At 69.8% G+C, this 23873-nt stretch carries 23 protein-coding genes; 15 read left to right on the top strand and 8 right to left on the bottom strand.

The window, feature by feature from the left end:
• Window positions 1–286: 286 nt before the first annotated feature.
• Window positions 287–2131 carry an ABC transporter ATP-binding protein gene (locus J2Y42_RS17085; protein WP_309860908.1) on the top strand — a complete coding sequence of 615 codons (1845 nt, stop codon included), beginning with the start codon at window positions 287–289 and terminating at the stop codon, window positions 2129–2131.
• Complete coding sequence (locus J2Y42_RS17080) at window positions 2128–3942, top strand: ABC transporter ATP-binding protein (protein ID WP_309860905.1); 1815 nt, start codon at window positions 2128–2130, stop codon at window positions 3940–3942. Before J2Y42_RS17085 ends, J2Y42_RS17080 begins: the two co-directional genes overlap by 4 nt.
• Window positions 3943–4046: 104 nt before the next feature.
• Here the strand turns inward: J2Y42_RS17080 and J2Y42_RS17075 are convergent, their stop codons facing one another.
• Complete coding sequence (locus tag J2Y42_RS17075) at window positions 4047–5102, bottom strand: hypothetical protein (protein ID WP_309860903.1); 1056 nt, start codon at window positions 5100–5102, stop codon at window positions 4047–4049.
• A 179-nt stretch (window positions 5103–5281) separates the two neighbouring features.
• Between J2Y42_RS17075 and J2Y42_RS17070 the strand changes: the two genes are divergently transcribed.
• The 5 genes from J2Y42_RS17070 to J2Y42_RS17050 all read left to right on the top strand — a co-directional run bounded on the left by J2Y42_RS17070 (window position 5282) and on the right by J2Y42_RS17050 (window position 9741).
• Window positions 5282–5629 carry a response regulator gene (locus J2Y42_RS17070; RefSeq protein ID WP_018191889.1) on the top strand — a complete coding sequence of 116 codons (348 nt, stop codon included), beginning with the start codon at window positions 5282–5284 and terminating at the stop codon, window positions 5627–5629.
• 4 nt (window positions 5630–5633) lie between these two features.
• Complete coding sequence (locus tag J2Y42_RS17065; RefSeq protein WP_309860897.1) at window positions 5634–6317, top strand: response regulator transcription factor; 684 nt, start codon at window positions 5634–5636, stop codon at window positions 6315–6317.
• Between the two features lie 4 nt (window positions 6318–6321).
• Window positions 6322–8160 (top strand): sensor histidine kinase, encoded by a 1839-nt coding sequence (locus J2Y42_RS17060; protein WP_309860895.1) that lies wholly within the window; start codon window positions 6322–6324, stop codon window positions 8158–8160.
• Window positions 8161–8257: 97 nt separating this feature from the next.
• On the top strand, window positions 8258–9439 hold the full coding sequence (locus tag J2Y42_RS17055) for an anion permease (protein WP_309860893.1): 1182 nt from the start codon (window positions 8258–8260) through the stop codon (window positions 9437–9439).
• A gap of 2 nt (window positions 9440–9441) precedes the next feature.
• Window positions 9442–9741, top strand: coding sequence for a hypothetical protein (locus J2Y42_RS17050; protein ID WP_309860890.1), 300 nt, complete (start codon window positions 9442–9444; stop codon window positions 9739–9741).
• A gap of 18 nt (window positions 9742–9759) precedes the next feature.
• Here J2Y42_RS17050 and J2Y42_RS17045 read toward each other — a convergent pair whose 3' ends face one another.
• The 3 genes from J2Y42_RS17045 to J2Y42_RS17035 form a co-directional block, all read right to left on the bottom strand.
• Complete coding sequence (locus J2Y42_RS17045) at window positions 9760–10185, bottom strand: hypothetical protein (RefSeq protein WP_309860887.1); 426 nt, start codon at window positions 10183–10185, stop codon at window positions 9760–9762.
• 61 nt (window positions 10186–10246) lie between these two features.
• Window positions 10247–10615: an MGMT family protein gene (locus tag J2Y42_RS17040; RefSeq protein WP_309860884.1), complete on the bottom strand. Its 369-nt coding sequence runs from the start codon at window positions 10613–10615 to the stop codon at window positions 10247–10249.
• The gene (locus tag J2Y42_RS17035; RefSeq protein ID WP_026307266.1) at window positions 10599–11051 is read right to left on the bottom strand and encodes a GNAT family N-acetyltransferase; all 453 of its coding nucleotides are present in this window, start codon (window positions 11049–11051) and stop codon (window positions 10599–10601) included. Before J2Y42_RS17035 ends, J2Y42_RS17040 begins: the two co-directional genes overlap by 17 nt.
• A 146-nt stretch (window positions 11052–11197) precedes the next feature.
• Between J2Y42_RS17035 and J2Y42_RS17030 the strand changes: the two genes are divergently transcribed.
• Complete coding sequence (locus J2Y42_RS17030; protein WP_018191879.1) at window positions 11198–12412, top strand: NADP-dependent isocitrate dehydrogenase; 1215 nt, start codon at window positions 11198–11200, stop codon at window positions 12410–12412.
• Between the two features lie 88 nt (window positions 12413–12500).
• On the opposite strand, the gene J2Y42_RS17025 is transcribed toward J2Y42_RS17030, so the two are convergent.
• Window positions 12501–13292, bottom strand: coding sequence for a 3-oxoacyl-ACP reductase family protein (locus tag J2Y42_RS17025; protein ID WP_309860879.1), 792 nt, complete (start codon window positions 13290–13292; stop codon window positions 12501–12503).
• Between the two features lie 121 nt (window positions 13293–13413).
• Here J2Y42_RS17025 and J2Y42_RS17020 point away from each other — a divergent pair, with 121 nt between their 5' ends.
• From J2Y42_RS17020 to nagB, 7 genes are all read left to right on the top strand, one after another.
• Window positions 13414–14598 carry an ROK family transcriptional regulator gene (locus J2Y42_RS17020; protein WP_309860876.1) on the top strand — a complete coding sequence of 395 codons (1185 nt, stop codon included), beginning with the start codon at window positions 13414–13416 and terminating at the stop codon, window positions 14596–14598.
• Window positions 14599–14679: 81 nt separating this feature from the next.
• A complete protein-coding gene (locus tag J2Y42_RS17015) occupies window positions 14680–16029 on the top strand; it encodes an extracellular solute-binding protein (protein ID WP_309860873.1) in 1350 nt (449 codons plus the stop codon).
• Window positions 16030–16121: 92 nt separating this feature from the next.
• A complete protein-coding gene (locus J2Y42_RS17010; RefSeq protein WP_309860868.1) occupies window positions 16122–17078 on the top strand; it encodes a sugar ABC transporter permease in 957 nt (318 codons plus the stop codon).
• Window positions 17075–17968 carry a carbohydrate ABC transporter permease gene (locus tag J2Y42_RS17005; RefSeq protein WP_018191872.1) on the top strand — a complete coding sequence of 298 codons (894 nt, stop codon included), beginning with the start codon at window positions 17075–17077 and terminating at the stop codon, window positions 17966–17968. Before J2Y42_RS17010 ends, J2Y42_RS17005 begins: the two co-directional genes overlap by 4 nt.
• Window positions 17965–19566 (top strand): beta-N-acetylhexosaminidase, encoded by a 1602-nt coding sequence (nagZ, locus tag J2Y42_RS17000; protein ID WP_309860863.1) that lies wholly within the window; start codon window positions 17965–17967, stop codon window positions 19564–19566. Before J2Y42_RS17005 ends, nagZ begins: the two co-directional genes overlap by 4 nt.
• Window positions 19563–20459 (top strand): ROK family protein, encoded by an 897-nt coding sequence (locus J2Y42_RS16995; RefSeq protein ID WP_309860860.1) that lies wholly within the window; start codon window positions 19563–19565, stop codon window positions 20457–20459. Before nagZ ends, J2Y42_RS16995 begins: the two co-directional genes overlap by 4 nt.
• Window positions 20459–21244, top strand: a complete 786-nt coding sequence (nagB, locus tag J2Y42_RS16990; protein ID WP_309860857.1) for a glucosamine-6-phosphate deaminase — start codon at window positions 20459–20461, stop codon at window positions 21242–21244. Before J2Y42_RS16995 ends, nagB begins: the two co-directional genes overlap by 1 nt.
• Window positions 21245–21364: 120 nt before the next feature.
• On the opposite strand, the gene nagA is transcribed toward nagB, so the two are convergent.
• From nagA to purU, 3 genes are read right to left on the bottom strand one after another with little or no spacing between them, the layout of a single operon-like run.
• Complete coding sequence (gene nagA, locus J2Y42_RS16985; protein WP_309860853.1) at window positions 21365–22543, bottom strand: N-acetylglucosamine-6-phosphate deacetylase; 1179 nt, start codon at window positions 22541–22543, stop codon at window positions 21365–21367.
• Window positions 22540–22902: a YrdB family protein gene (locus J2Y42_RS16980; RefSeq protein WP_231947045.1), complete on the bottom strand. Its 363-nt coding sequence runs from the start codon at window positions 22900–22902 to the stop codon at window positions 22540–22542. The genes nagA and J2Y42_RS16980 overlap by 4 nt, the downstream gene beginning before the upstream one ends.
• Window positions 22903–22945: 43 nt before the next feature.
• Entirely contained in the window at window positions 22946–23809 is an 864-nt protein-coding gene (purU, locus tag J2Y42_RS16975; RefSeq protein ID WP_309860850.1) for a formyltetrahydrofolate deformylase, read from the bottom strand.
• Between the last annotated feature and the right edge of the window lie 64 nt (window positions 23810–23873).

Raw genomic sequence — 23873 nt, 5'->3', positions numbered from 1 at the left:
ACGGACGTGTACATCGAGGCTGGGAGGACGCCATGACGACGATCGAGACCGCACGAAAGACCACCGTGCCCGGGATCGTCGCCGCCCTCGCGGCCGACGCCCGACCGTCCGGGCGGTAGCTCCCCGCCCCTTGCCGCGCGCCGCCGCGCGCGACACCGGGATCGTCTGCGGACGCTCCCCGCATCCACACCACAAGACCCGCCATCGTCGGCGTGTCTTCGGCGACTCCTCCGCGTGCTCGCCGCCGGCTCCATGACGTCGGACACCTACAGAAAACGGATCATCCATGTCTGTCGCCCAGACTCCGAACACCCAGACTCCGAAGACCGCCGCGAAGCGGAAGAGCACCGCGCGCATCCTGCTGCGCATCCTCCCGTTCGCGAAGTCCGCCGCGCCCCGCATCATCCTGGGCATGGTGGCCGCGCTGCTGGCCAGCCTCGTCGCGCTGAGCATCCCGCAGGTGCTGCGCTGGCTGGTCGACGGCCCGCTGTCGACGGGCGACCCGTCGGCGGTGTGGCCTGCCGCGTTGCTCGTGGTCGGGCTGGGTGCCGCCGAAGCGGTGTTCATCTCGCTGCGGCGCTGGTTCGTGCTGACCCCGGGAACCCACGTCGAGGCGAAGATGCGCAACGCGCTGTACGCGCAGCTGCAGGATCTCCCTGTCGCGTTCCACGACCGCTGGCCGAGCGGCCAGCTGCTGTCGCGCGCGGTCAGTGACCTCAGCATGATCCGCCGCTGGCTGTCGTTCGGCATCGTGCTGCTGGTGGTCAACGTCGTCACGATCGTGGTCGGGTTCGCGATCCTGATCGGCTGGAACTGGATCCTGGGGCTCATCTTCCTGGTGTGCTCCATCCCGCTGTGGATCTACGGGTTCGTGTTCGAGAACAAGTACTCGGTCATCGCGCGGCGCAGCCAGGACCAGGCTGGCGACCTGGCGACGGCCGTCGAGGAATCGGTCCACGGCATCCGTGTGCTGAAGGCGTTCGGGCGCGGCAAGCACGCGCTGAAGACCTTCGAGTCGCGCGCGGAGGAGCTGCGCGGTACCGAGATCGAGAAGGCGAAGGCCATCGCCGGGATCTGGCTGTGGCTGCTGCTGGTCCCGGACGTCGCGTTCGGCATCTGCCTCGTGGTCGGCGTCTGGCTGTCGGCGCAGGGCCAGCTGTCGGTCGGCGAGCTCGTCGCGTTCTTCGCCACGGCGACCGTCCTGCGGTTCCCCGTGGAGTCGATCGGCTTCCTGCTGTCGATGACCTTCGACACCCGCACGGCGGCGGACCGCTACTTCGAGGTGATGGACGAGGTCAACACGATCACCGACCCGGCCGAGCCCAAGCGCATCGCCGAGCCCCGGGGAGAGCTCGTCTTCGACGACGTGCACTTCCGGTACCAGGACTCACCGGAGCGCTTCCCGGACCTGCTCGACGGCATCCGCCTGACGGTCCGCCCGGGGGAGACGATGGCCCTGGTCGGCTTGACCGGCTCGGGCAAGTCGACCCTGACCGCCTTGACGACACGGCTGTACGACGTGACCGGCGGCGCGGTGAAGGTGGACGGCGTGGATGTGCGCGACCTCACCCGCTACGACCTGCGCAAGGCGATCGCCATGGCGTTCGAGGATGCGACCCTGTTCTCGGCGTCCGTGCGCGACAACGTCCTACTCGGCCGCGACGACCTCGATCCCGCCTCGGCGGAGGCCGAGCGCGTGCTCACCGAGGCGCTCGAGGTGGCGCAGGCGGGCTTCGTCTACGACCTCCCCGAGGGCGTCGAGACGAAGGTCGGCGAGGAGGGGCTCAGCCTGTCCGGCGGTCAGCGACAGCGGCTCGCGCTCGCGCGCGCCGTCGCCGCGAACCCCAGCATCCTGGTGCTCGACGACCCGCTGTCGGCGCTCGACGTCGACACCGAGGCGCTCGTCGAGGCCGCGCTGCGCCGGGTGCTCGCCTCGACCACGGCCCTGATCGTCGCGCACCGCCCGTCCACGGTGATGCTCGCCGATCGAGTGGCCCTGCTGGAGGACGGCCGCGTCACCGCGGTCGGCACCCACCACGAACTGCTCGCCAGCAGCGAGCACTACCGCTTCGTCATCTCCAGCCTGGAGGACGAACAGAACGAAGAGATTCTCGAGGAGGTGAACCTGTGAGCACCACGACCGTCCTGGGCGTCGAAGGCGAAGAGCGCAACGACCTCAGCAAGGAGGAGAGCCGGCAGGTACGGCGCCGTTCGCTGCGCCTGCTAGGCTCGCTGCTGCACCCGCTGCGGATGCGGCTGGCGCTGACGGCCGTCGTGGTCGTCGTGAGCACGGCCGCCCAGGTGGCGGGTCCCGCGATCATCGCGTTCGGCATCGACAACGGCCTGCCGGCGCTGCTCAAGCAGGATTGGTTCCCGCTGGCCGCCGCCGGTATCGCCTACCTGGTCACCGGCGTGATCGGCGCTGCGCTCATCGCCTGGTACACGGTGCTGAGCGCGCGGATCAGCCAGGCCATCCTGCTCGACCTGCGCAAGCGGGTGTTCCTGCACACGCAGAAGCTGTCGCTCGAGTTCCACGAGTCGTACACGTCCGGCCGGATCATCTCGCGCCAGACGAGCGACCTGGACTCCATCCGGGAGCTGCTCGACTCGGGCATCAACCAGCTGGTCCAGGGCTTCCTGTACATGCTGTTCATCGCGATCGCGCTGTTCTCGATCGACTGGATCAGCGGTGTCGTGCTGCTCGTGTCGCTCGTGCCGCTGTACCTGCTGACACGGTGGTTCCAGAAGCGCTCGCAGGTGCTTTTCCGCATCTCGCGGGTGGCGTCGGCGAAGCTGATCGTGCACTTCGTGGAGACCATGACCGGCATCCGCGCGGTCAAGGCGTTCCGCAAGGAGAAACGCAACGAGAAGGACTTCGGCGGGCTGGTGGAGGACTACCGGGATGTGAACGCCCGCGTCATCCAGCTGTTCGGGATCTTCGACCCGGGCCTCGTGATGATCGGCAACGTCACGGTCGGCGTCGTGCTGCTGGTCGGCGGCTTCCGCGTCGCCGACGGGCAGCTCGCGATCGGCGTGCTGCTCGCGGTGCTGCTGTACACGCGGCGCTTCTTCGACCCGATGGAGGAGATGGCGATGTTCTACAACTCCTACCAGTCGGCCGCCGCGGCGCTGGAGAAGATCTCCGGCGTCCTGGAGGAGGAGCCCAGCGTTCCGGATCCGGTGCGGCCGGTCGACCTGTGGTCGGCGCAGGGGCACGTGAGTTTCGACGATGTCTCGTTCGCCTACAAGAAAGACCGCGTCATCCTGCCGGAGTTCACGCTCGACATCCCCGCCGGGCAGACGGTCGCGCTGGTCGGTTCGACCGGTGCGGGCAAGTCGACGCTGGCGAAGCTGATTTCGCGCTTCTACGACCCCACCGCGGGTTCGGTGAAGCTGGACGGCGTCGACCTGCGCGACCTGCACCCGAAGGATCTGCGTCGGGCGATCGTGATGGTCACCCAGGAGGCGTACCTGTTCAGCGGCTCTGTCGCCGACAACATCGCCCTGGGCAAGCCGGATGCGACGCGCGACGAGATCGTGCGGGCGGCGGAGGCGGTCGGCGCGCACGAGTTCATCGAGGGTCTGCCGAACGGCTACGACACCGACGTGAACAAGCGCGGCGGCCGCGTCTCCGCGGGACAGCGGCAGTTGATCTCGTTCGCGCGGGCGTTCCTCGCGGACCCGGCCGTGCTCATCCTGGATGAGGCGACGAGCTCGCTCGACATCCCGAGCGAGCGCCTGGTGCAGGAGGCGCTGCAGACGCTGCTCGCCGACCGCACGGCCGTGATCATCGCGCACCGCCTGTCCACCGTCGCGATCGCCGACCGGGTGCTCGTCATGGAGCACGGCCGCGTGGTCGAGGACGGCACGCCCGACGACCTGATCGCGGGCACCGGCCGGTTCGCCCAGCTGCACGCGGCCTGGCGCGACTCGCTGGTGTAGCGGTCAGGGCCGCGCATGCGGCCGCACTTCCGCACTTCCGGCGGGGACCACGGGGAAGCCTCCCGTGGTCCCCGCCGCCGGTCGCCGGCCGGTCAGGGGTTGAGTCAGCCGGCCGGGGACCAGGTCGAGCGCGCCCGGGAGGGACGCAGTGTGCGGTGTCCGCCCGTGCGGGCGTGCGGGGTGCGGCGCACGGAGGGTGCCTCGCGGGTCAGCGCCGTACGGAAGAGGGGCAGGCGGGACAGCAGGCCGTCGCGCATTCCGTCGCGGAGCACGACCACCTCGCATCCTGCGTCGATGTAGGCGCTTGCCGTCGGGCCGTCGGCGAAGCGCGCTGCCGCGCCGGCGGAGACGGTGATGCAGTCGGCGACGAGCGCGCGACCGGCCGTGGCCACCACGGTGGTGCGGGAGGTCGCCGGAGCGACGAGCGAGCGGATGGTGCGGGCGAGTGCCGGCCACTCGGCCGGACGGATGGCCGTGCCGTCGGAGAACGTGTCGCCGAGGTCGAGCAGCTCCAGACGGCGGCCGGTCGCGGCGGACACCTCTGCGCTCGCACGCACGGCGCGCTGCAGGAGCGCGACCAGGTCGGTGGCGGCGGTGTCCGGAGCGACGGGGAGGGAGAGGCCGGCGACGCGCACGCCGAACGTCGACGCGTACCGGGCGACCGCGACGGCGATGGCCGGGTCGACCCGGAGCAGCACCTCCGTGCCGGCCGGTGCGGAGACGAAGGTGTCCAGGTCGTCCGGGTCGTCGACGACGAACCGACGGACGCCCGCCTCCCAGGCGGAACGCCGCTGCAGCCAGCGCGCACCCGGCGTGGCGTGCAACACCCGGCCGAGGTCCGCATCCACTCGGCGGAGGGCCGGGAGTGCGGCGTCGTGGGTCACGGTGAAGCCGGCGCCCTCGGCGGAGATGGTCGCGAGCAGAGCCGGATGCGCGAGAGCGCTGACGTCGTAGTGCACGTCCACCCAGGGGAAGGCAGCGCGCAGATCGCGGAAGCGACGAGCCGCGCGCGTCAGATCGATGACGACGACGGGCAGCTCGTCGGCCCCACGTCGGCCCCGACCGGAGTGACGGCCGTCCACCGCGCCCGCCCCGGTCGCCGCGTCCGTTCGGGCGGCAGCGGCGCCGGTCGGGTCGGCGGTTCGGGTCGCGGTGGACATCGCCATCTCCTCGGGTGGACTTTCGTCCCGCTCATCGGCGGGAACCTCGACGTTCGGGTCGTTGAGGTTGTCTCACATCCTGGCCCTGGGCTCAGATGGCCCACATCCGGGGGGTCACCTCATTCCGTTTGCGTGGAGGCACGGATGAACCTCGGGGTGCGTGCGGAGATGATGGTGCCATGTACCTCCGCGTTGTGATCGTCGACGACCACGAGCGGTTCCGTGAACAGGCGGCGGAGCTGCTCCGCCTGGAGAGCTTCATGGTTGTCGGCGACAGTGCGACCGCTGCCGGCGGCATCGAGCTGAGCCGTCGCCTCGCCCCGGACGTCGTCCTGCTCGACGTCGGCCTGCCCGACGCCAGCGGCTTCGACATCGTGCCCGCGATGCGGGCGACCGGAGCCGCCGTCGTGCTCACGTCGAGCCGGTCGGCGACCGACTACGGAAGACGCGTCGCCGACAGCGGCGCGGAGGGTTTCATCAACAAAGACGAGCTGACCGGTGAGGCGATCCGCACCCTGCTAAGGTAAGCGCGTGAGCGGGGGACAGACTGTAGAGTCTCGCGCGCTCAGAGTGGCCGTCGCCGACGATGCAGTGCTGCTGCGCGAGGGGATCGGACAGATCCTGCGCGCGGGCGGTATGGAGGTCGTCGCCTCGGTGGACACCGCCGAGGAACTCCTGCGCGCCGTCGCGACCGACGGGGATGTGGACGCGATCGTCCTCGACATCAAGATGCCGCCCACCCACACCGACGAGGGGCTGCGGGCTCTCGAACGCCTGCGAGCGAGCGGCTCGCGCGCCGGCATCCTGCTTCTCTCCATGTACACCACCGCGTCGTACGCGATCCGCGCGATGAGCGCCGGCAGCGGCACCGGCTATCTGCTCAAGGACCGCGTCGCCGACGCCGACACCCTGGTCACCGCGGTCCGCACCGTCGCGCGCGGCGGCTCGGTCGTCGATCCGGAAGTCGTGCAGCTGCTCGTCACCGCGCGGTCGTCGGAGGCGACGGTCGAGTCGCTCTCCTCACGGGAACGGGACGTGCTGCGGCTGATGGCGGAGGGCAAGTCGAACGTCGGCATCGCGACCGAGCTGCACCTGAGCCTCCGCACCGTCGAATCCCACATCGGGCACATCATGGCGAAGCTGGGTGTGGAGGACTCCGCCGAGGGCCATCGACGGGTGCTCGCGGTGCTGCGCTTCCTCGGCCGGGACGCCTGACCCCATGGATGCCGCGCTCCCGGCGCATCCGGAGGCCGCGCGCACCGGTGATGTCGGCGTCGCCCCCGCCCGACCGGGCACGGGCCGGCTGATCCTCCGTGCGCTGGCCGTCACGGTCGCCATCGCGTCGAACGTCACGGCGCAGGTGCTCAGCGCGCTCACCGGGGACTACGGGCCGCGTCCCTCGGGCGTCGGCTGGGCCATCGTCTTCGTCTCGGTCGCGGTCGTCTACGTCGTCTGCGCGGTGATCGCCTGGCGGATCGTGCGCAGTCCCATCCCCGGCTGGCTGATGGTCGGGGCCGCCTTCTTCTGGTCGGCGGGCGCTTGGTATCCGCTGGTCCGGCAGTGGGGCTGGGTGTGGCCGTGGGTGCAGGGCGTGACGGACCTGTGGGCGGTGCTGGTCGGGCTCCTCGTGCTCTGCTACCCGACGGGGAGGCTGGTCGCGCGTTTCGACCGCGCCATTCTGCTGGCCATCTCCATCGCCTTCGCGGTGCGTCTCGGCGGCACCTTGCTGTTCTCGTCGCCCGAGCCGACCGAGTGCGGGTGCGTGATGAATCCCTACGCCGTGCTGCCCAGCGACACGGCCGACTACTGGCTGGGGCTGGCGTGGCGCTTCGTGGGGCTCGCGCTCATGCTGACCGTCGCGGCCCGCCTGATCGCCCGCTGGTTCACCAGCTCCCTCCCGGCCCGCCGGGTGGCCTTCGTGATGCCGCTCGCCATCCTGCTCTGGTGCTACGGCACGGTGCAGGACTCGCTGAGCTTCGCGTTCGGCTGGGACGGCGGATGGTTGCAGTTCATCCCGCCGGTCGCGATCGCGTTGATCCCTCCGGCGTTCGTCGGCGGTGTGCTCTACGCGCGGGGACTGCGCTCGCGGATGGCGGACCTCGTCATCGTCGCGCGCGACAAGGTCGACCGCGGTCTGTGGGAGTCGAGCCTCGCGCGGATGCTGCACGACGGATCCCTGCGCGTGTTCTGGTGGGACGAGCCGCTGCAGAGCTACCAGACCAGCGACGGAAGGCCGATGCCGGACGCCGGTCCGACCGACCGGCCGGGTCGCTCGGTGCTCGCTATCGACTCGGATCAGGGACCGATCGCCCTCATCGAGCACGACGTGGCACTCAGCCAGGACGACCGCCTTCTCGATGCCGTCTCGTCGGCGCTCCTGCTCTCCGTCGACAACGACCGGCTGCGCGGGAGGCTGGAGCGCACCATCCAGGAACTGCGGGAGTCGCGGCTGCGCATCGTCGAGGAAGGCTACCTCGCTCGCCGGAAGCTGGAGCGCGACCTCCACGACGGCAGCCAGCAGCAGCTCGTCTCGCTGGCCATCAGCCTCCGCATCGCGACGTCGAAGGCCGAGGCGCACGGCGACGAGGAGCTCGCCGGCGACCTGCAGCGCGCGTCCGAGCAGCTCGCGGACGCCCTCCGCGAGTTGCGGGAGCTCGCCCGCGGCATCCACCCCACGGTGCTGAGCGACGGCGACCTGCGTTCGGCGATCGAGGAGCTCGGACTCCGGAGTCACGTGCCGGTCGAGGTCCACGTGGACATCGTCGACCGGCTGCCCGAGGTCGTGGAGGAGACCATCTACTACTGCGTCTCGGAGGCGCTCGCCAACGCTGCGAAGCACGCGCGCGCTCGCACGTGCACCGTCACGGTGTCGCGTGCGGACGCGACGGTGACCGTCATCGTGAAGGACGACGGACAGGGCGGCGCCCGCATCGAGCCGGGCGGCGGTCTCGAGGGCCTGCGCGACCGGGTGGAGGCCGTGTCCGGCCGGGCCGAGGTGCGCTCGGTCGAGGGCCTCGGCACGATCATCGAGCTCACCATCCCGGTGCAGGGTTCCTGACCAGAATTCATCCGCCGTTCACGAAGGCGGACGGGGATCGGCGTACTCAGGGGGTGGGCGCATCGCGTGCCCGTCAACCTTCCCGGAAGGACCGCCGATGGACATCCTCGTCACGGTCGTCGCCGTGATCGTCGTCGCCCTCGTCTTCGACTTCACGAACGGCTTCCACGACACCGCCAACGCGATGGCGACCTCCGTCGCCACCGGCGCACTCAAGCCCCGCACGGCCGTGCTCATCTCGGCCGTCCTCAACCTGGTGGGCGCGTTCCTGTCGACCGCGGTCGCCCAGACGATCTCCGGCGGCGTCATCAAAGAGGGGTCGTCGGGTGTCGACATCACCCCGACGATGATCTTCGCCGGCCTGGTCGGCGCGGTGCTGTGGAACCTCGTCACCTGGTACTTCGGCCTGCCGTCGAGCTCGACGCATGCGCTGTTCGGGGGACTGATCGGCGCCGCCGTGATCGGAGCCGGTTTCGGAGCCGTGGACTGGGGCGTGCTGCTGAGCAAGGTGATCGTCCCCGCTCTGCTGTCGCCCCTGGTCGCGGGAGGCGTCGCCCTGGTGGCCACCTTCGCGGCCTACCGCATCACCCGGAATGCGCGCGTCCACGGCGCGGAGGCCGGGTTCCGGCACGGCCAGACCGTCTCCGCCTCCCTCGTCTCGCTCGCCCACGGCACGAACGACGCCCAGAAGACCATGGGCGTCATCACCCTCACGCTGATCGCCGCCGGTTACCTGAGCTCCGGAAGCGCGCCGCCGTTCTGGGTGATCGTCTCGTGCGGCCTGGCGATCGCGCTCGGCACCTACCTCGGCGGCTGGCGGATCATGCGCACGGTCGGCAAGCGGATCACCGACGTGAAGGCTCCCCAGGGCTTCGCGGCAGAGACGTCGTCCGCCGCCACCATCCTGGTCTCGTCGCACCTCGGCTTCGCCCTCTCCACCACGCAGGTCACCTCGGGTGCCGTCGTGGGCAGCGGCCTCGGCAAGAAGCTCGCCTCGGTGCGCTGGGGCGTCGTCGGGCGGATCGCGACGGCCTGGGTGGTGACGCTGCCCGCGGCGGCACTGGTGGGAGGACTGGCGGCCTGGATCGCCTCGGCCAGCCTGATCGGACTCATCGGTGTCGCCGTGGTCGGGCTCCTCGCCGGTCTCGGACTGTGGGCGCTCTCGCGCCGCAACCCGGTCACCCGGCACAACGTCAACGACGGCGAGGGCGACGAGGCCGAGGGCGACGCGACCGGCTCGCGCGCGACGGCGTCCGTGGGCGCCGGGCAGGAGGGATGAGGATGCGACAGCTGATCGTCAACACGGCGGCCCCCGACGGCTCGTTCCTCGGCGTGGACTGGGGTTCGTTCGTCGTGGTGCTGCTGGTCGCGTTCGCGGCGACGACGGTGGTCGTGATCAGTTACGCGGTCGCCCTGCGGCTGCTGGCCGTCGGCGCTCCGTTGGACGCCGACGGCGGAGCGGCGAGCGTGCGGACCGGGCGACGCCCGCTCACCGCGACGGTCGGAGCGGTCGTCTGCTTCGCCATCGGCGTCGCCGCGGTGCTCTATGGGATCTGGCTGATCATCCCGCAGTTCCACTGACCGCCCGCGGGTACCGGCCTACTTCGACGTGGGAGCCTTCGCGGCCCACACCTGGTCGCCGACAGCGAACGCGACCCAGCCGCCACCGCAGTCCGAGGCCTTGTCCGGGATGCCTTGAACCGGCCACCAGCTGTCCTCGATCGCAGGCTTCGGGATCGCGGTGTCCTTCTGGCAGGTGTTGGGCGCGACCCGCGTGTGCGATGTGTACGTCATGATCGCCGACCCGTTCTGGGTGTCGTAGTCGACGCGGATGACCGTCGCGTCGTCCGGCACGAACGTCGGTGAGCCGAAGAGGGCCGTGTTCGACGCCTTCATCTCCTTGGCCGTGTCCCAGATCGCGGAGTCGACGTGAGGCTCGAACGCGGTCAGCACCGAGCATCCGGACAGGGCCAGGGCGAGGGCGGACGTCGTCGCGATGACTCCGGCGGTTCGGATGCGGGGCACGGCAGCTCCAGGGGAAAGGGACAAGGATCTCCTACGAGTGAACACTACGGAACTGAATGGTTCATCGGTCGGAGGGATGATTCCGCGCGTCGTCGAAGCGGGCCGCCCGCAAATCTACCCGGTACGGCGACTTTCCGCCGCCCAGCAGGGGAGTGCCCTCCGCGCGGTAGTGCTGCAGCGCGATGTGCTCGTGACCCGCCGCGGGGTGCCCGCTGGCCCGCACGACCCGCCACCACGGCACGTCCGAGCCGTAGTACGCCATGACCTGGCCGACCATCCGGGCCGCACGCGACCCCAGCGTCGCCGCCACATCCCCGTAGGTCATCACGAACCCGGGCGGGATCGCATCCACGACCTCGAGCACCCGCTCGACGAAGGATGCGCTCGCCGCGTCCTCCGGGTCGGGCTCCGGGTCAGAGATCGAGGGCACCGATCGTCTCGCCGTACTGGGTCTCGCCGACCGGCTGGAAGCCGCTGCGCAGGAAGAACTGCTCCGGCCCGAGCTCGCCCGACTCCCAGATCACGTAGAGGCGCTGGTGGCCACGGGCGCGCGCCTCGTCGGCGAGAGCACGCACGGCGAACGTGCCGATGCCGCGACCCTGGTCGTCGGCGTCGACGTTGATCCGCCAGAGGATGGCCTTGAACTCCTCGTGCTCGGCGTTCGGGTCGAAGTTGCCCATGATGAAGCCGACCACCTCGTCGCCGTCGAGCACGACGCGCTGCCACGAGGTGTTCGGATCGGCGACCGCGGCCGCGGCCGAGTAGGACACGGGAGCGATGAACTGCTCCTGGCCCGGCTTCAGCGTCAGCGCGTTCGCCGCCACGACGGTCCGCGCGCTCAACTCTTCCAGTCTCAACTCAGCCATGACGAAAGGGTAACGTGCGCGAGCGACCGCGGCATAGTCGCGCCGCACCCGACCGGCAGCTGGGAGAAAGTGTCTCGATGTCAAGATAGTTGTCGCGCTCGGGTAAGCTGTCGTCGGCGTAAAACGGCAGACACCCCAGGAGAACCATGGACAAGATCAAGGTTGACGGAACGGTCGTCGAACTCGACGGCGACGAGATGACACGCATCATCTGGAAGGCCATCAAAGACTCTCTCATCCACCCGTACCTCGATGTGAACCTCGAGTACTACGACCTCGGCATCCAGAAGCGCGACGAGACCGACGACCAGATCACGATCGACGCGGCCCACGCCATCCAGAAGCACGGCGTCGGCGTGAAGTGCGCGACCATCACGCCCGACGAGGCGCGCGTCGAGGAGTTCGGCCTGAAGAAGATGTGGAAGAGCCCGAACGGCACGATCCGCAACATCCTCGGCGGTGTCGTCTTCCGCGAGCCGATCATCATCTCCAACATCCCGCGGCTCGTCCCCGGCTGGAACAAGCCGATCGTCATCGGCCGTCACGCCTTCGGCGACCAGTACCGCGCCACCGACTTCACGTTCGACGGCCCCGGCACGCTCACGATGAGCTTCCAGCCGGCCGACGGCGGCGAGGCGCAGTCCTTCGAGATCTACCAGGCGCCGGGCGCCGGCGTCGCGATGGGCATGTACAACCAGGACGCGTCCATCCGCGACTTCGCGCGCGCGTCGTTCAACTACGGCCTCGACCGTCAGTACCCGGTGTATCTGTCGACCAAGAACACGATCCTGAAGGCCTACGACGGCCGCTTCAAGGACCTGTTCCAGGAGGTCTTCGACACCGAGTACAAGGAGAAGTTCGACGCGGCCGGCCTCACCTACGAGCACCGCCTCATCGACGACATGGTCGCCTCCAGCCTCAAGTGGGAGGGCGGCTACGTCTGGGCCTGCAAGAACTACGACGGCGACGTGCAGTCCGACACCGTCGCGCAGGGCTTCGGCTCGCTCGGCCTGATGACCTCTGTGCTGACCACGCCGGACGGCTCGGTCGTCGAGGCGGAGGCCGCGCACGGCACGGTGACCCGCCACTACCGCCAGTACCAGCAGGGCAAGCCGACCTCGACCAACCCGATCGCCTCGATCTTCGCCTGGACGCGCGGCCTCGCGCACCGCGGCAAGCTCGACGGCAACCAGGACCTCATCGACTTCACGCACACCCTCGAGGACGTCGTCGTGAAGACGGTCGAGGAGGGCAAGATGACGAAGGACCTCGCGCTCCTCGTCGGCCCGGAGCAGAAGTTCCTCACCACGGAGGAGTTCCTGGACGCCATCAGCGAGAACCTGAAGGCGCGCCTGGGCTGATCCTCCCTCACACATTCGTGCCGAATGTGCGCTATCGCGACGCGAGAACGCACATTCGGCACGAATCGTTAAGCGGGTCAGCAGCGGGTCAGCGGGCGGTCCAGCCGCCGTCGATGGCGAGGGTCTGGCCGGTGATGAGGGATGCCGACGGCGACGCCAGGAACGCGACCGCTCCCGAGACCTCGCGCGGCTCGCCGATGCGGTGGAGCGCGGCGATGCGCTCGGCGGTGTCGGCACGGAACGCGTCGTCCGAGAGTGCCGCGGAGGTGCCGTCGGTCTCGATGAAGGTCGGCGCGACGGCGTTGACGCGGATGCCGTACGGGCCCCACTCGACGGCCAAGCAGCGCGTCAGGTGCACGACGGCGGCCTTCGCCGCGCAGTACGACGCCTCACCGGGCAGCGCCACGAGCCCGGCCTGCGACGCGACGTTCACGATCGCGCCGCCTCCGTTCTCCCGCATGCTCTTCGCGACGTGCTGTGACAGGAAGAACGTCGAGCGCGTGTTGAGCTGCCAGACGTGGTCGAAGTCGTCCTCGGTGACCTCGAAGGCGGGGGAGTCGATCCCGCCACCGGCGTTGTTGACGAGGATGTCGATCGGACCGCGCTCCGTCGTGACCCCGTCGATGGCCGCGCGGCAAGCGGCAAGATCGAGCACATCCATCCGGATCGCCACCGCGTCGATGCCGAACGCCCGCAGCTCGTCGACCAGGTCGGCCGAGCCATCGGGGTCGCGGACGCCGAGCACGACGTCGGCGCCCTGGCCGGCCAGCTCGAGCGCGATCTCTCGGCCGAGGCCGCGGCTGGCGGCGGTGACGAGGGCACGCGAACCGGTGAGCGTGAACGGATCGCGGGTGGATGCGGCGGGGGCTTCAGTGACCATGGAGGGAGCCTAATCCCGGGTCGGAGGGCGCGCAGAACGGAAGTCGGGACCACGCGGAGTCCGTGTAACAACTTCGTTTCGTCTCTTGCAATTCATTTGTTCGTAAGCTTTACTAACAAACATGACGACGACCGAGGTGCAGGGAAGCACCGGGGGACTGGCTCCGGGCCGGGCTCTCCGGCCGCGCGCCAAGGTGCTCCCCGAGCACGCTCGCAGCCACAACCGGTCGCTCGTTCTGCAGACCTTGTACCGGGATGGGCAGCGCAGTCGCGCAGACCTCGCCAGGGAGACGGGGCTCACCCGGGTGACGGTCTCCGACCTGGTCGCCGAACTGCTCGCCGAGGGGCTCGTCATCGAGCTGGGCCAGCGGGAGTCGGCGCGACCCGGCAAGCCGGCCGTCCTCCTCGACATCGACCGCGCGGCGCACCAGATCATCGGAGTGGACCTCAGCGACCACGACCGTTTCCGCGGAGCGGTCATGGACCTGGACGGGCGCATCCTGGCCAGGGCAGAGGTCATGCTCGCGGACGGCGAGGGCGGCGAGTCCGCCACCGGCGAGTCCGCGGCCGTCAAGGTCGACGCCCTGGTCGACCGGCTGGTCGCCGCCACCACCGCACCCGTGCTCGGGATGGGAGTGGGCTCACCCGGTGTCGTCGACCTGACCGGCACCATCCTGACGGCGCCGAACCTCGGCTGGGACGACCTCCCGCTGCAGCAGCGCCTCGCGGCACGCACGGGTCTGCCCGTCGTCGTCGCCAACGACGCCAACGCCGCAGCGCTCGCCGAGCACACGTATGGCGGAGCCGCGGGCGACATGATGCTCATCCGCGTCGGCCACGGTATCGGCGCGGGCCTCCTCGTCGCCGGCGCGCTCGTCTACGGCAGCCACTTCGCTGCGGGCGAGATCGGGCAGGTCATGGTCGGGACCGACCTGGGCCTCGAGACCACGTACAACCGCGACCAGGTGCTCGAGCACTGGCTCAGCGTTCCGCAACTGCAGCGCGGCATCCGCGAGGCAGAGGCCGCCGGCGTCGACGCGACGCCCATCCTCCGCGAGGCGGGGCAGCGGCTCGGCATCGCCCTCGCGCCCGTCGTCGGCGCGCTCAACCTGTCGGAGATCGTGCTCAGCGGCCCGACCGAACTGCTCGACGGCCCCCTCGCCGAGGCGACCGTCCACACGCTCCGGAACCGGACCATGGCCCAGAACCATGCCGACCTGTCCCTCCGGATGACCACGCAGGGGCAGGACATCGTCCTCCGCGGCGCGGCCGTACTCGTCCTCTCCGGACAACTCGGGGTCTCTTAACACAGCACCACCCGAACCACGACCCCTGCACCGACGGTGTGCTGCACCTGCAGCCACTGACCACTACGAAAGGAACCAGCAATGAAGAGAAAGCTCGTCGGCCTCGCCGCTGTGGCAACGGCTTCCGCTCTCGTGCTCGCCGGATGCGCCTCGGGAGGCTCGACCGCCGCGAGCACCGACGGCAAGGGCAAGACGGTCACCCTGTGGCTCGTCGGCTCCGACACCCCGGACAAGCTCCGCGACTACCTCAAGACGGAGTTCAACAAGGAGACCGGGGCGACCCTCAAGATCGAGCAGCAGGACTGGGGAGACATCGTCACCAAGCTCACCACGGCCCTCCCGGACGCCAACAACACGCCGGACGTCACCGAGATGGGCAACACGCAGTCGCCCACGTTCACCAACGTCGGCGCCTTCCTCGACATCTCCGACATGTACAAGGACCTCGGCGGGAGCGACCTGCTGCAGTCCTTCGTCGAGGCCGGAAAGGTCGACGGCAAGAACTACACGCTGCCGTACTACTTCGGGTCGCGCTACATGTTCTACCGCAAGGACATCTACCAGGCGGCCGGGGTCAGCGTCCCCACGACGCTCGACCAGTTCAACACCAACGTGGCCGACATCACCGCGAAGAACCCGAAGGGGATCAACAACTTCTCCGGCTTCTTCCTCGGCGGCCAGGACTGGCGCGACGGCATCTCCTGGATCTTCGCCAACGGCGGGGACATCGCCAAGAAGGACGGCGACAAGTGGAAGGCCACCCTCGAGTCGGAGGAGTCGCTGAAGGGCCTCCAGCAGCTCCAGGACCTGTACAAGAACGCGTCCAAGGCGCCGAACGACGCCAAGGACTCGAACCAGTACATCTACCTCAACGACACCGACCAGACGGTCGACGCCGACGGGAACAAGACCGGTGACACCTCCCTCGCGGCGGCCACCATCATGGCTCCGGGATGGGCGCACTGGTCGATCGGCGACATCGGGAAGGGCGACGACGGCAAGCCGACGCGCACCTGGAACGACGCCACGTTCGGCACCTTCGTGCTCCCGGGCAACGACGGCAAGCCGGCACCCGTGTTCGCGGGCGGCTCCAACATCGGCATCTCGGCGAAGACCAAGGAGCCGGGGCTGTCGAAGACACTCCTGAAGATCATCTTCTCCAAGGAGTACCAGGAGATGCTCGGCAAGAACGGCCTGGGCCCGGCGAACGAGAAGTACACCTCCTCGCTCGGCGACGACCAGTTCGCGAAGGCGCTCATCGAGTCGGCATCCAACTCGAAGCTCACGCCGGCCGCACCCGGCTGGGCCTCGGTCGAGGCGGGCAACGTGATGGAGGAGTTCTTCTCCAAGATCCGCGATGCGTCCGACCTGAAGGCGCTCGCGCAGGAGTACGACAAGAAGATCGACGCGCTGCTCAACGTCAAGAGCTAGCGCTCAGCGATCGGCGAGGGCGCGGAGGCACCCCTTCCGCGCCCTCGTCGCTGCCCTCAGACTGACTCCGCAACACAGAAAGGAGGACGCCCGTGACCGCCACCGAGGACACCCGCCTCGCTCTCGCGACACCACCGGCACCGGCGCCGGACGCACCGCGCCGCCGCCGCGGGAAGCTCACGCCGTACTCCCTGCTGCTCCCGGCCATCATCATCCTGCTCGTCGCGCTCGGCTACCCGATCGTGTGGCAGCTGATCACGTCGATGCAGCACTTCGGACTCGCCCAGCAGTTCGGCAAACCGGCCGAGTTCGTCTGGTTCGAGAACTACATCACGCTCTTCTCCGACGGTTACACCTGGGTCGTCGTCGGCCGTTCGATCGCCTTCTGCCTGGTCACCGCCTTCGTCACGGTCGTCATCGGCGTCGGGATGGCGCTGCTGATGAACGCCGTCAACAAGGTCGTGCGCATCATCCTGCAGGTCTCGCTGCTGCTCGCCTGGGCCATGCCGGTCGTCGCCGCCATGACCGTCTGGAACTGGCTGTTCGACTGGCGCCGCGGCGTCGTCAACTACGTGCTCACCTCGTGGGGGCTCGACTTCCAGGACCACAACTGGCTGCAGAACCCGCTCTCCTTCTTCTTCGTCGCGATGGTGATCGTGACGTGGATGAGCGTGCCCTTCGTCGCGTTCTCCGTCTACGCCGGGCTGACCCAGGTCTCCACGGAGGTCGTCGAGGCCGCGCAGATGGACGGCGCGCGGGGATGGCAGCGGCTGCGTTACATCATCCTGCCGATCATCCGGCCCGTGCTCGGCATCGTCCTGCTGCTGCAGATCATCTGGGACCTGCGCGTCTTCGCGCAGATCAAACTGCTGCAGGACAAGGGCTCCATCGCCAGCGAGACCAACCTGCTCGGCACCTACATCTACCAGCTCGGCGTCGGCTCGAGCGACTTCGCGATGGCGAGCGCCGTCAGCGTCTTCGTGCTCGTCCTCACCGTCGCGCTCAGCTGGTTCTACGTGCGCTCCCTGCTCAAGGAGGACGAATCGTGACCACAGCGACCTCGACCCGGCCCGCCGCCGTCACGGCGCGGCCCCGGACCCGCCGGCGCATCCGCGCCTCCCGCGTGCTGCTCGGCGCGCTCGGCATCGTGCTCGCCCTGGTGTGGGTGTTCCCGGTGTATTGGATGGTGAACTCGTCGCTGCTGCCGAACGTCATCCTGCAGAACACCACGCCGACGTGGCTTCCGTTCGGCGGATCCTTCGACAACTTCTCGGCCGTCGTCGAAGGTGGGACGTTCTTCCCGGCGCTCGGGATGAGCGTCGCGGTCGCCCTCATCACCGTGGTGTGCTGCCTGGCGTTCGCGTTCTTGGCGGCGCTCGCGATCAGCCGGTTCAAGTTCCGCGGGCGTCGCTCGTTCGTGCTCGCGGTGCTGCTGATCCAGATGCTCCCCGCCGAGGGCCTGTTCATCGCCCAGTACAAGCTGATGGGCACGCTGGGCCTGCTCAACACGGTCGTCGGGGTCAGCATCCTCTACATCGCCGCCGTCGTGCCCTTCACGATCTGGATGCTGCGCGGCTTCGTCGCCGGCATCCCCGCCGACCTGGAGGAGGCCGCCATGGTGGACGGCCTCAGCCGGACGCAGGCGTTCCTGCGGATCACGTTCCCCCTGCTCGCCCCGGGGCTCGTCGCCTCCGGCGTCTACGCCTTCCTGCAGGCGTGGAACGAGTTCACGGTGGCACTCGTCATCCTCCCGCAGTCGAGCAGCGCGACGCTTCCGCTGTGGCTGCGCGGCTTCGTCCAGCAGTCCGCGTCGCGGGCGACCGACTGGGGACAGGTCATGGCCGCATCCACTCTCGTCGCCGTGCCGGTCATCATCTTCTTCCTCATCGTGCAGGGCCGGATGACCAGCGGTCTCGTCAGCGGGGCGGTGAAGGGGTGAGCGGCGCGTCCGTCGCCCACACCGCCGTCACCGATCCGGACCTCCGCCGCAGCATCGCCGCGACGCTGCTGCCCGGGTTCGTCGGGACGACGCTGCCCGCGTGGCTCGAGGAGCGCCTGCGCGGCGGCCTCGGCGGTGTATGCCTGTTCGGGCAGAACATCGCCACCGCGGAGCAGCTGCGCGCGCTGACCGACGCGATCTACGCGGCCAACCCGGATGCGGTGATCGCGATCGACGAAGAGGGCGGCGACGTCACCCGGCTGTACTACGGGAGCGGTTCGCCCTATCCGGGCAACGCCATCCTGGGCCGTCTCGGCGACGCGGACTACACCGAGCGCGTGGCGCACCGGGTCGGCCAGGAGCTGAGGCGCGCGGGCGTGAACCTCGACTTCGCCCCGGACATCGACATCAACTCCAACCCGGACAACCCGGTGATCGGCGTGCGGAGCTTCGGCTCGACGCCCGAGGTGGTCGCCGAGCACGGTGCCGCCTGGACGCGCGGGCTCCAGGCGGCGGGTGTCGCGGTCGCCGCCAAGCACTTCCCCGGGCACGGTGACACCGGCACCGACTCGCACCTCGAGCTGCCGGTCGTCGACCTGTCGCCGCAGCAGCTGCGCGAGCGGGAGCTCGTCCCGTTCCGCGCTGTGATCGAGGCGGGGGCGCGAGCGGTCATGACATCGCACATCCTGCTCCCGCAGCTGGATGCGGTGCTCCCGGCCACGCTCAGCCCGGCGATCATCGAGGGGATACTGCGCGGCGAGCTCGGCTTCGAGGGCGTCGTCGTCAGCGATGCGCTCGACATGCAGGGCGCGAGCGGTGAGCGTGGCATCCCGGAGGCGGCTGTGCTGGCGCTCGCCGCCGGCTGCGACCTGCTGTGCATCGGCACGGAGAACACCGACGAGGAGCTCGCCGCGATCGAGCGGGCGATCGCCGACGCCGTCGCGGCGGACCGCCTCCCCGCCGCCCGCGTCTCCACCGCCGCCGCCCGCGTCCGCACCCTCGCCCGCTCCCTCCGCGTCGCGCCTCCCGCCCCGTCCCTTCCGCCCACCGTCGAGTCCGCACAATTTGCACACGACACGCCTGCCGAGCGTGCAAAGTCTGCGGACTCGACGGCGGGGCGGAGCCAGGTGCGGGCGGCGGATGTCGCGGCAGCGGAGCGTGCGTTCGACGTGAGCGAGCAGGCGTGGGAGTGGCTGCGGGAGAACGGCGGCGGACGGTACTCGGTCGTCCGCATCGACACGGTCGCCAACATCGCGGTCGGAACGGCGCCCTGGGGGCCGTTCTCGGAAGTCGAGGCCGACCCTGGAACCGCGTGGGCCGCGGCCTTCACCGCCAACCCGGCGGTCGTCTTCACGGAGAACGACCACCCCGACCTGGTGCTCGCCGCGCAGTCCCCGGTGCTCGTCATCGGCAAGGACAACCACCGGCACGCTTTCGCCCGTGCCGCCATCGATCGGTTGCGCGCCGAACGCGAACGCGTGCTCGTCGTCGACATGGGCTGGCCCAGTGACGACCGCGCCTATGCCGACATCGCGACCTTCGGCGCATCCCGCCTGGTCGGTCGCGCCCTCCTCGAACTGCTCGGACGCCGGACGTGAGGCTCGGGATCGACATCGGCGGCACCAAGACCGACGCGGTCGCCGTCGACGAGCTCGGCGCGCTCACCCAGCGGGTGCGTCTGGTCACGGGGTTCGGGCATGACGCCGTCGTCGAGACCGCCGTGGCCGCTGTGTCGCGCATCGGCGAGCTCACCGGCCTCGCACCGGGCGGCTTCCAGTCGATCGGGATCGGTGTGCCCGGGATGGTCGACACCGCTTCGGGGCAGGTCGCGCACGCGGTCAACCTGGGGCTGGAGCAGCTCGAACTCGGCGGGATGCTCGCCGGCCGCCTCGGCGTCGGAGTCCGCGTCGAGAACGACGTCAAGGCCGCGGCCCTCGGCGCCTACCACCTGCTCGGCCTGACCGGCACGATGGCGTTCCTCAACCTCGGGACCGGGATGGCCGCCGGCATCGTCGTCGACGGACGCCTCTGGCGCGGGAGCACGGGCATCGCCGGCGAGATCGGCCACCTGCCCGTCGACCCGCAGGGAGCCCTCTGCGCCTGCGGTCAGCGCGGCTGCCTGGAGACCGTCGCGAGCGGATCGGGCGTCGCCCGCCAGTGGCCGACCGACGACCCGCTGCCGGTGCGCGCGGTGTTCGCCGCGGCGGCCGACGGCGACCCCGTCGCCCGCGCGATCACGGCTAGGCTGGCTGCGGGCATCGCCTCAGCGGTGCGCATCCTCGTGCTCACCGTCGATGTCGGCACCGTCGTCATCGGCGGCGGTCTGAGCCACCTCGGGGAGCGCCTGCTCGGCGACGTCCACGAGGTGCTGCACGACTGGGAGCGCACGTCGCCGTTCCTGGCGTCGCTCGACCTGCCCGGGAGGGTGCGCCTCGTTCCCGAAGGCACCCCCGTCGCCGCGCTGGGCGCGGCACTCGTAGGAGAGAACTGATGGCCGAAATCGTCGTCGTCCGCGACCAGGACGCCGCGGGCGAGCTCGCCGCGCGCAGCATCCTCGACCTGATCGCCGCCAAGCCCGATGCGGTGCTGGGCCTCGCGACCGGATCCACCCCGCTGGCGGTCTACCGAGCCCTCGAGCGCGGCATCCAGGAGCGCGGTGTGGATGTGTCCCACGTGCGCGGGTACGCGCTGGACGAGTACGTGGGACTGCCGGCCGGCCATCCCGAGTCGTACCGAGCAGTGATCACGCGCGAGGTCGTCGAGCCGCTCGGGCTGACGCCGTCGCTCATCCACGTGCCCAACGGATCCCTCGACGGCATCGAGCACGCGGGGGCCGACTACGAGAAGGCGATCGCGGAGTCCGGGGGAGTGGATGTGCAGCTCCTCGGCATCGGGACCGACGGCCACATCGGGTTCAACGAGCCCGGTTCGTCGTTCGCGTCGGTGACCCGCGTGAAGACGCTGACCGAGCAGACCCGCAAGGACAACGCGCGTTTCTTCGCGTCGGAGGACGACGTGCCGATGCACTGCATCACGCAGGGGCTGTCGACCATCCTGCGCGCGCGGCACCTGATGCTGCTGGCGTTCGGCGAGGGCAAGGCGGAGGCCCTGGCGGGTGCGGTGGAGGGGCCGGTGTCGGCCTCGAACCCGGGCTCGGCCATCCAGCTGCACCCGCACGTCACCGTGCTCGTCGACGAACCGGCCGCCTCCCGCCTGCGCAACCTCGACTACTACCGCTACGCCTACGCGAACAAGCCCTCCTGGCAGACCCTCTGATCCGTCCGCACCCGCGCCCACCCACCGTCGAGTCCGCACAAACTGCACGCGAAACGCCGCCGGGGCGTGCAAAGTTCGCGGACTCGACGGCGGGAGGCCGGCGCGGGGAGGGTCGTGCGGTCAGGCGAGGGGGGAGCCGTCGGCGACGACGGCGGTGACACGCCAGTCGTGGTCGAGGAGGACCGCGTCGGCGACGTACCCGGCGTGCAGCCGTCCGAGGCGGTGGCCCTCGCCGAGCACATGCGCGGGAGTCCGTGTGAGCGCGGTGACGGCGGTGACCGGGTCGAGCCCGGCGAGCGTGACGGCATTCCGCAGGGCGACATCCTGCGTCAGCGTCGAGCCGGCGATCGTGTCGGTGCCGGAGAGCACGGCCAGTCCGTCGTGGACCGTGACGTTGAGGCCGCCGAGGCGGTAGTCGCCGTCGGTGGCGCCTGCCGCGGCCATCGCGTCGGTCACGAGGGCGACGCGCCCCGGCGCCTCGCGGAACAGCAGCGCCCCGACCGTCGGGTCGACGTGCAGCCCGTCCAGGATGAGCTCGAGCGTGATCTCGGCGTTGTCGATCGCGGCCAGGACCGGACCGGGCGCCCGGTGATGGATGCCCGGCATCGCATTGAACGCGTGCGTGAGCAGCCGCGCGCCCACCTCGAAGGCGCGGGCCGTCTCGGCGTACCCGGCGGTCGTGTGGCCGACGCCGACGACCGCACCGGCCTCGATCAGCACGCCGATCGCCTCCAGGGCGTTGGGCAGCTCGGGCGCGATGGTCGCCGTCCGGAGGGTTCCGCGGGCCGCGGCGATGAGCTCCTCCACGGCCTCCGGCTCCGGGTCGCGGAGGAAGCGGGCGTCGTGCGCTCCACGTCGCTCCGGCGCGAGGAACGGGCCCTCCAGGTGCGATCCCAGCACGAGCGGGTCGCTCGCGGTCAGCTCGGCGACGACCGCGAGGCTCTCGCGCAGCGAGGCCAGCGGGTTCGCGACGTGCGAGATCAGGGAGCGGGTGGTGCCGTGCGCGCGGTGCGTCGCGAGCGCTGCACGCATCTGGTCGATGCCGTCGTCGTAGGGGTGGCCTCCGCCGCCGTGGCAGTGCAGGTCGATGAAGCCCGGGGTCAGCCAGTGACCGTGCGCGTCGATGACGTGCGGCCCGGCGTCCGATGAGGCGTCGTCATCCGTGCCGCGCACCGCCTCGCGCCAGCCCGATCCGCTGCCGGTCGCGGTGATGTGCGCTCCGTCGGTGGCGAGCCAGAAGTCGTCGACCAGCCCATCCGCATCCACCTTGCGGGCGCTGTGGATGACGAGGCCGGTCATGAGAACTCGCGCCGTCCGTTGATCACGCCGCTGATGGTCGCGATCACCGCGAAGACGATGGCGACCACCGGCTGGCCGAGGTCCCACCAGGCGAACGCAGCGGAGCCCATCACGACGATCTCGACGATCGCCTTCACGAACGGGTCGACGTGCAGCACCGCGCGCGGCGAGCGGAACAGCGCCCACAGCAGGATGGCCACGACCGGAGCGCCGATGCCGACGAGGATGTTCCACGGCAGCGGCCAGGCCAGGAAGCCCCAGATGCCCAGCGAGACGATGGCGAACAGCTCCAGGACGAAGCGCAGGATGTCGTTCGGCCCCACCGTGAGCCGGGCGTGCTGGTCGGGTGCTGAGGTCACCACGGCAGTCTACCGACGCGCCGTGGGGCCGAGACAGCGAGGATCAACGGAAGATGATGGTGCGCGCGCCGTCGAGCAGCACGCGGTCCTCCGCGAACCACTTCACGGCCTGCGTCAGCGTCCGGCTCTCCTCGTCCTGCCCGATCGCGACCAGCTCCTGCACAGTGTTGCTGTGGTCGACCCGGACGACGTTCTGCTCGATGATCGGCCCTTCGTCGAGATCGCTGGTGACGAAGTGGGCGGTCGCTCCGATCAGCTTGACGCCGCGCGCGTGCGCCTGGCGGTACGGGTTGGCGCCCTTGAAGCCGGGGAGGAAGGAGTGGTGGATGTTGATCGCGCGCCCGGCGAGGCGCTCGCACAGCTCCGGCGAGAGGATCTGCATGTACCGGGCGAGCACCACCAGCTCGATGTCGTGCTCGTCGACCGCCTCGAGGATGCGCTGCTCGAACGCCGCCTTCGACGCAGGGTCGGTGACGGCCCGCGACTCGAAGGGCACGCCGTAGAACCCGGCGAGGTCGCTGAGGGTGTCGTGGTTGGAGAGCACGAGCGGGATCTCGACCGGCAGCTGGCCCGCGCGCTGACGGAACAGCAGGTCGTTGAGGCAGTGCGCGGCCTTCGACACGAGTACCAGCGTCCGGAGCGGACGGCCGACATTGTCGACCCGGTGCGTCATCCCGAACTCCTCGACCACCGGGGCGAGCGCGCGCTCGAACTCGTCGCGTCCCGCCGCCGACTCCACCTGCAGCCGCATGAAGAAGCGGCCGGTGTCGGTGCTCGCGAACTGCTGGCTCTCGGTGATGTTGCCGCGCGCGGCGACGATCGCGCCGCTGACCGCGTGCACGATCCCGGGGCGGTCGGAGCAGCTGAAGGTGAGCACCCAGTGGTTGGAGGCGGAGGAGTCGGTCACCAGATCAGGGTAGCGGTCGGCATGATAGCGTTGGTTGATATCCAAAATATGTCTGCATTAGGAG

The sequence above is a fragment of the Leifsonia sp. 1010 genome, from assembly GCF_031455295.1.
Lineage (GTDB): Bacteria > Actinomycetota > Actinomycetes > Actinomycetales > Microbacteriaceae > Leifsonia.
The sequence above is the reverse complement of the archived record's forward strand: the minus strand, read 5'-3'. Positions and strand labels throughout refer to the sequence as shown.

Coding starts and splice junctions, on each gene's coding strand:
- J2Y42_RS17015 (WP_309860873.1), top strand. CDS start 14,680: ATGAAGAGAAAGCTCGTCGGCCTCGCCGCTGTGGCAACGGCTTCCGCT.
- J2Y42_RS17055 (WP_309860893.1), top strand. CDS start 8,258: ATGGACATCCTCGTCACGGTCGTCGCCGTGATCGTCGTCGCCCTCGTC.
- nagA (WP_309860853.1), bottom strand. CDS start 22,543: ATGACCGGCCTCGTCATCCACAGCGCCCGCAAGGTGGATGCGGATGGG.
- J2Y42_RS17020 (WP_309860876.1), top strand. CDS start 13,414: ATGACGACGACCGAGGTGCAGGGAAGCACCGGGGGACTGGCTCCGGGC.
- J2Y42_RS17025 (WP_309860879.1), bottom strand. CDS start 13,292: ATGGTCACTGAAGCCCCCGCCGCATCCACCCGCGATCCGTTCACGCTC.
- J2Y42_RS17030 (WP_018191879.1), top strand. CDS start 11,198: ATGGACAAGATCAAGGTTGACGGAACGGTCGTCGAACTCGACGGCGAC.
- J2Y42_RS17060 (WP_309860895.1), top strand. CDS start 6,322: ATGGATGCCGCGCTCCCGGCGCATCCGGAGGCCGCGCGCACCGGTGAT.
- J2Y42_RS17050 (WP_309860890.1), top strand. CDS start 9,442: ATGCGACAGCTGATCGTCAACACGGCGGCCCCCGACGGCTCGTTCCTC.
- J2Y42_RS17075 (WP_309860903.1), bottom strand. CDS start 5,102: ATGTCCACCGCGACCCGAACCGCCGACCCGACCGGCGCCGCTGCCGCC.
- J2Y42_RS17085 (WP_309860908.1), top strand. CDS start 287: ATGTCTGTCGCCCAGACTCCGAACACCCAGACTCCGAAGACCGCCGCG.
- J2Y42_RS17035 (WP_026307266.1), bottom strand. CDS start 11,051: ATGGCTGAGTTGAGACTGGAAGAGTTGAGCGCGCGGACCGTCGTGGCG.
- nagB (WP_309860857.1), top strand. CDS start 20,459: ATGGCCGAAATCGTCGTCGTCCGCGACCAGGACGCCGCGGGCGAGCTC.
- J2Y42_RS17070 (WP_018191889.1), top strand. CDS start 5,282: ATGTACCTCCGCGTTGTGATCGTCGACGACCACGAGCGGTTCCGTGAA.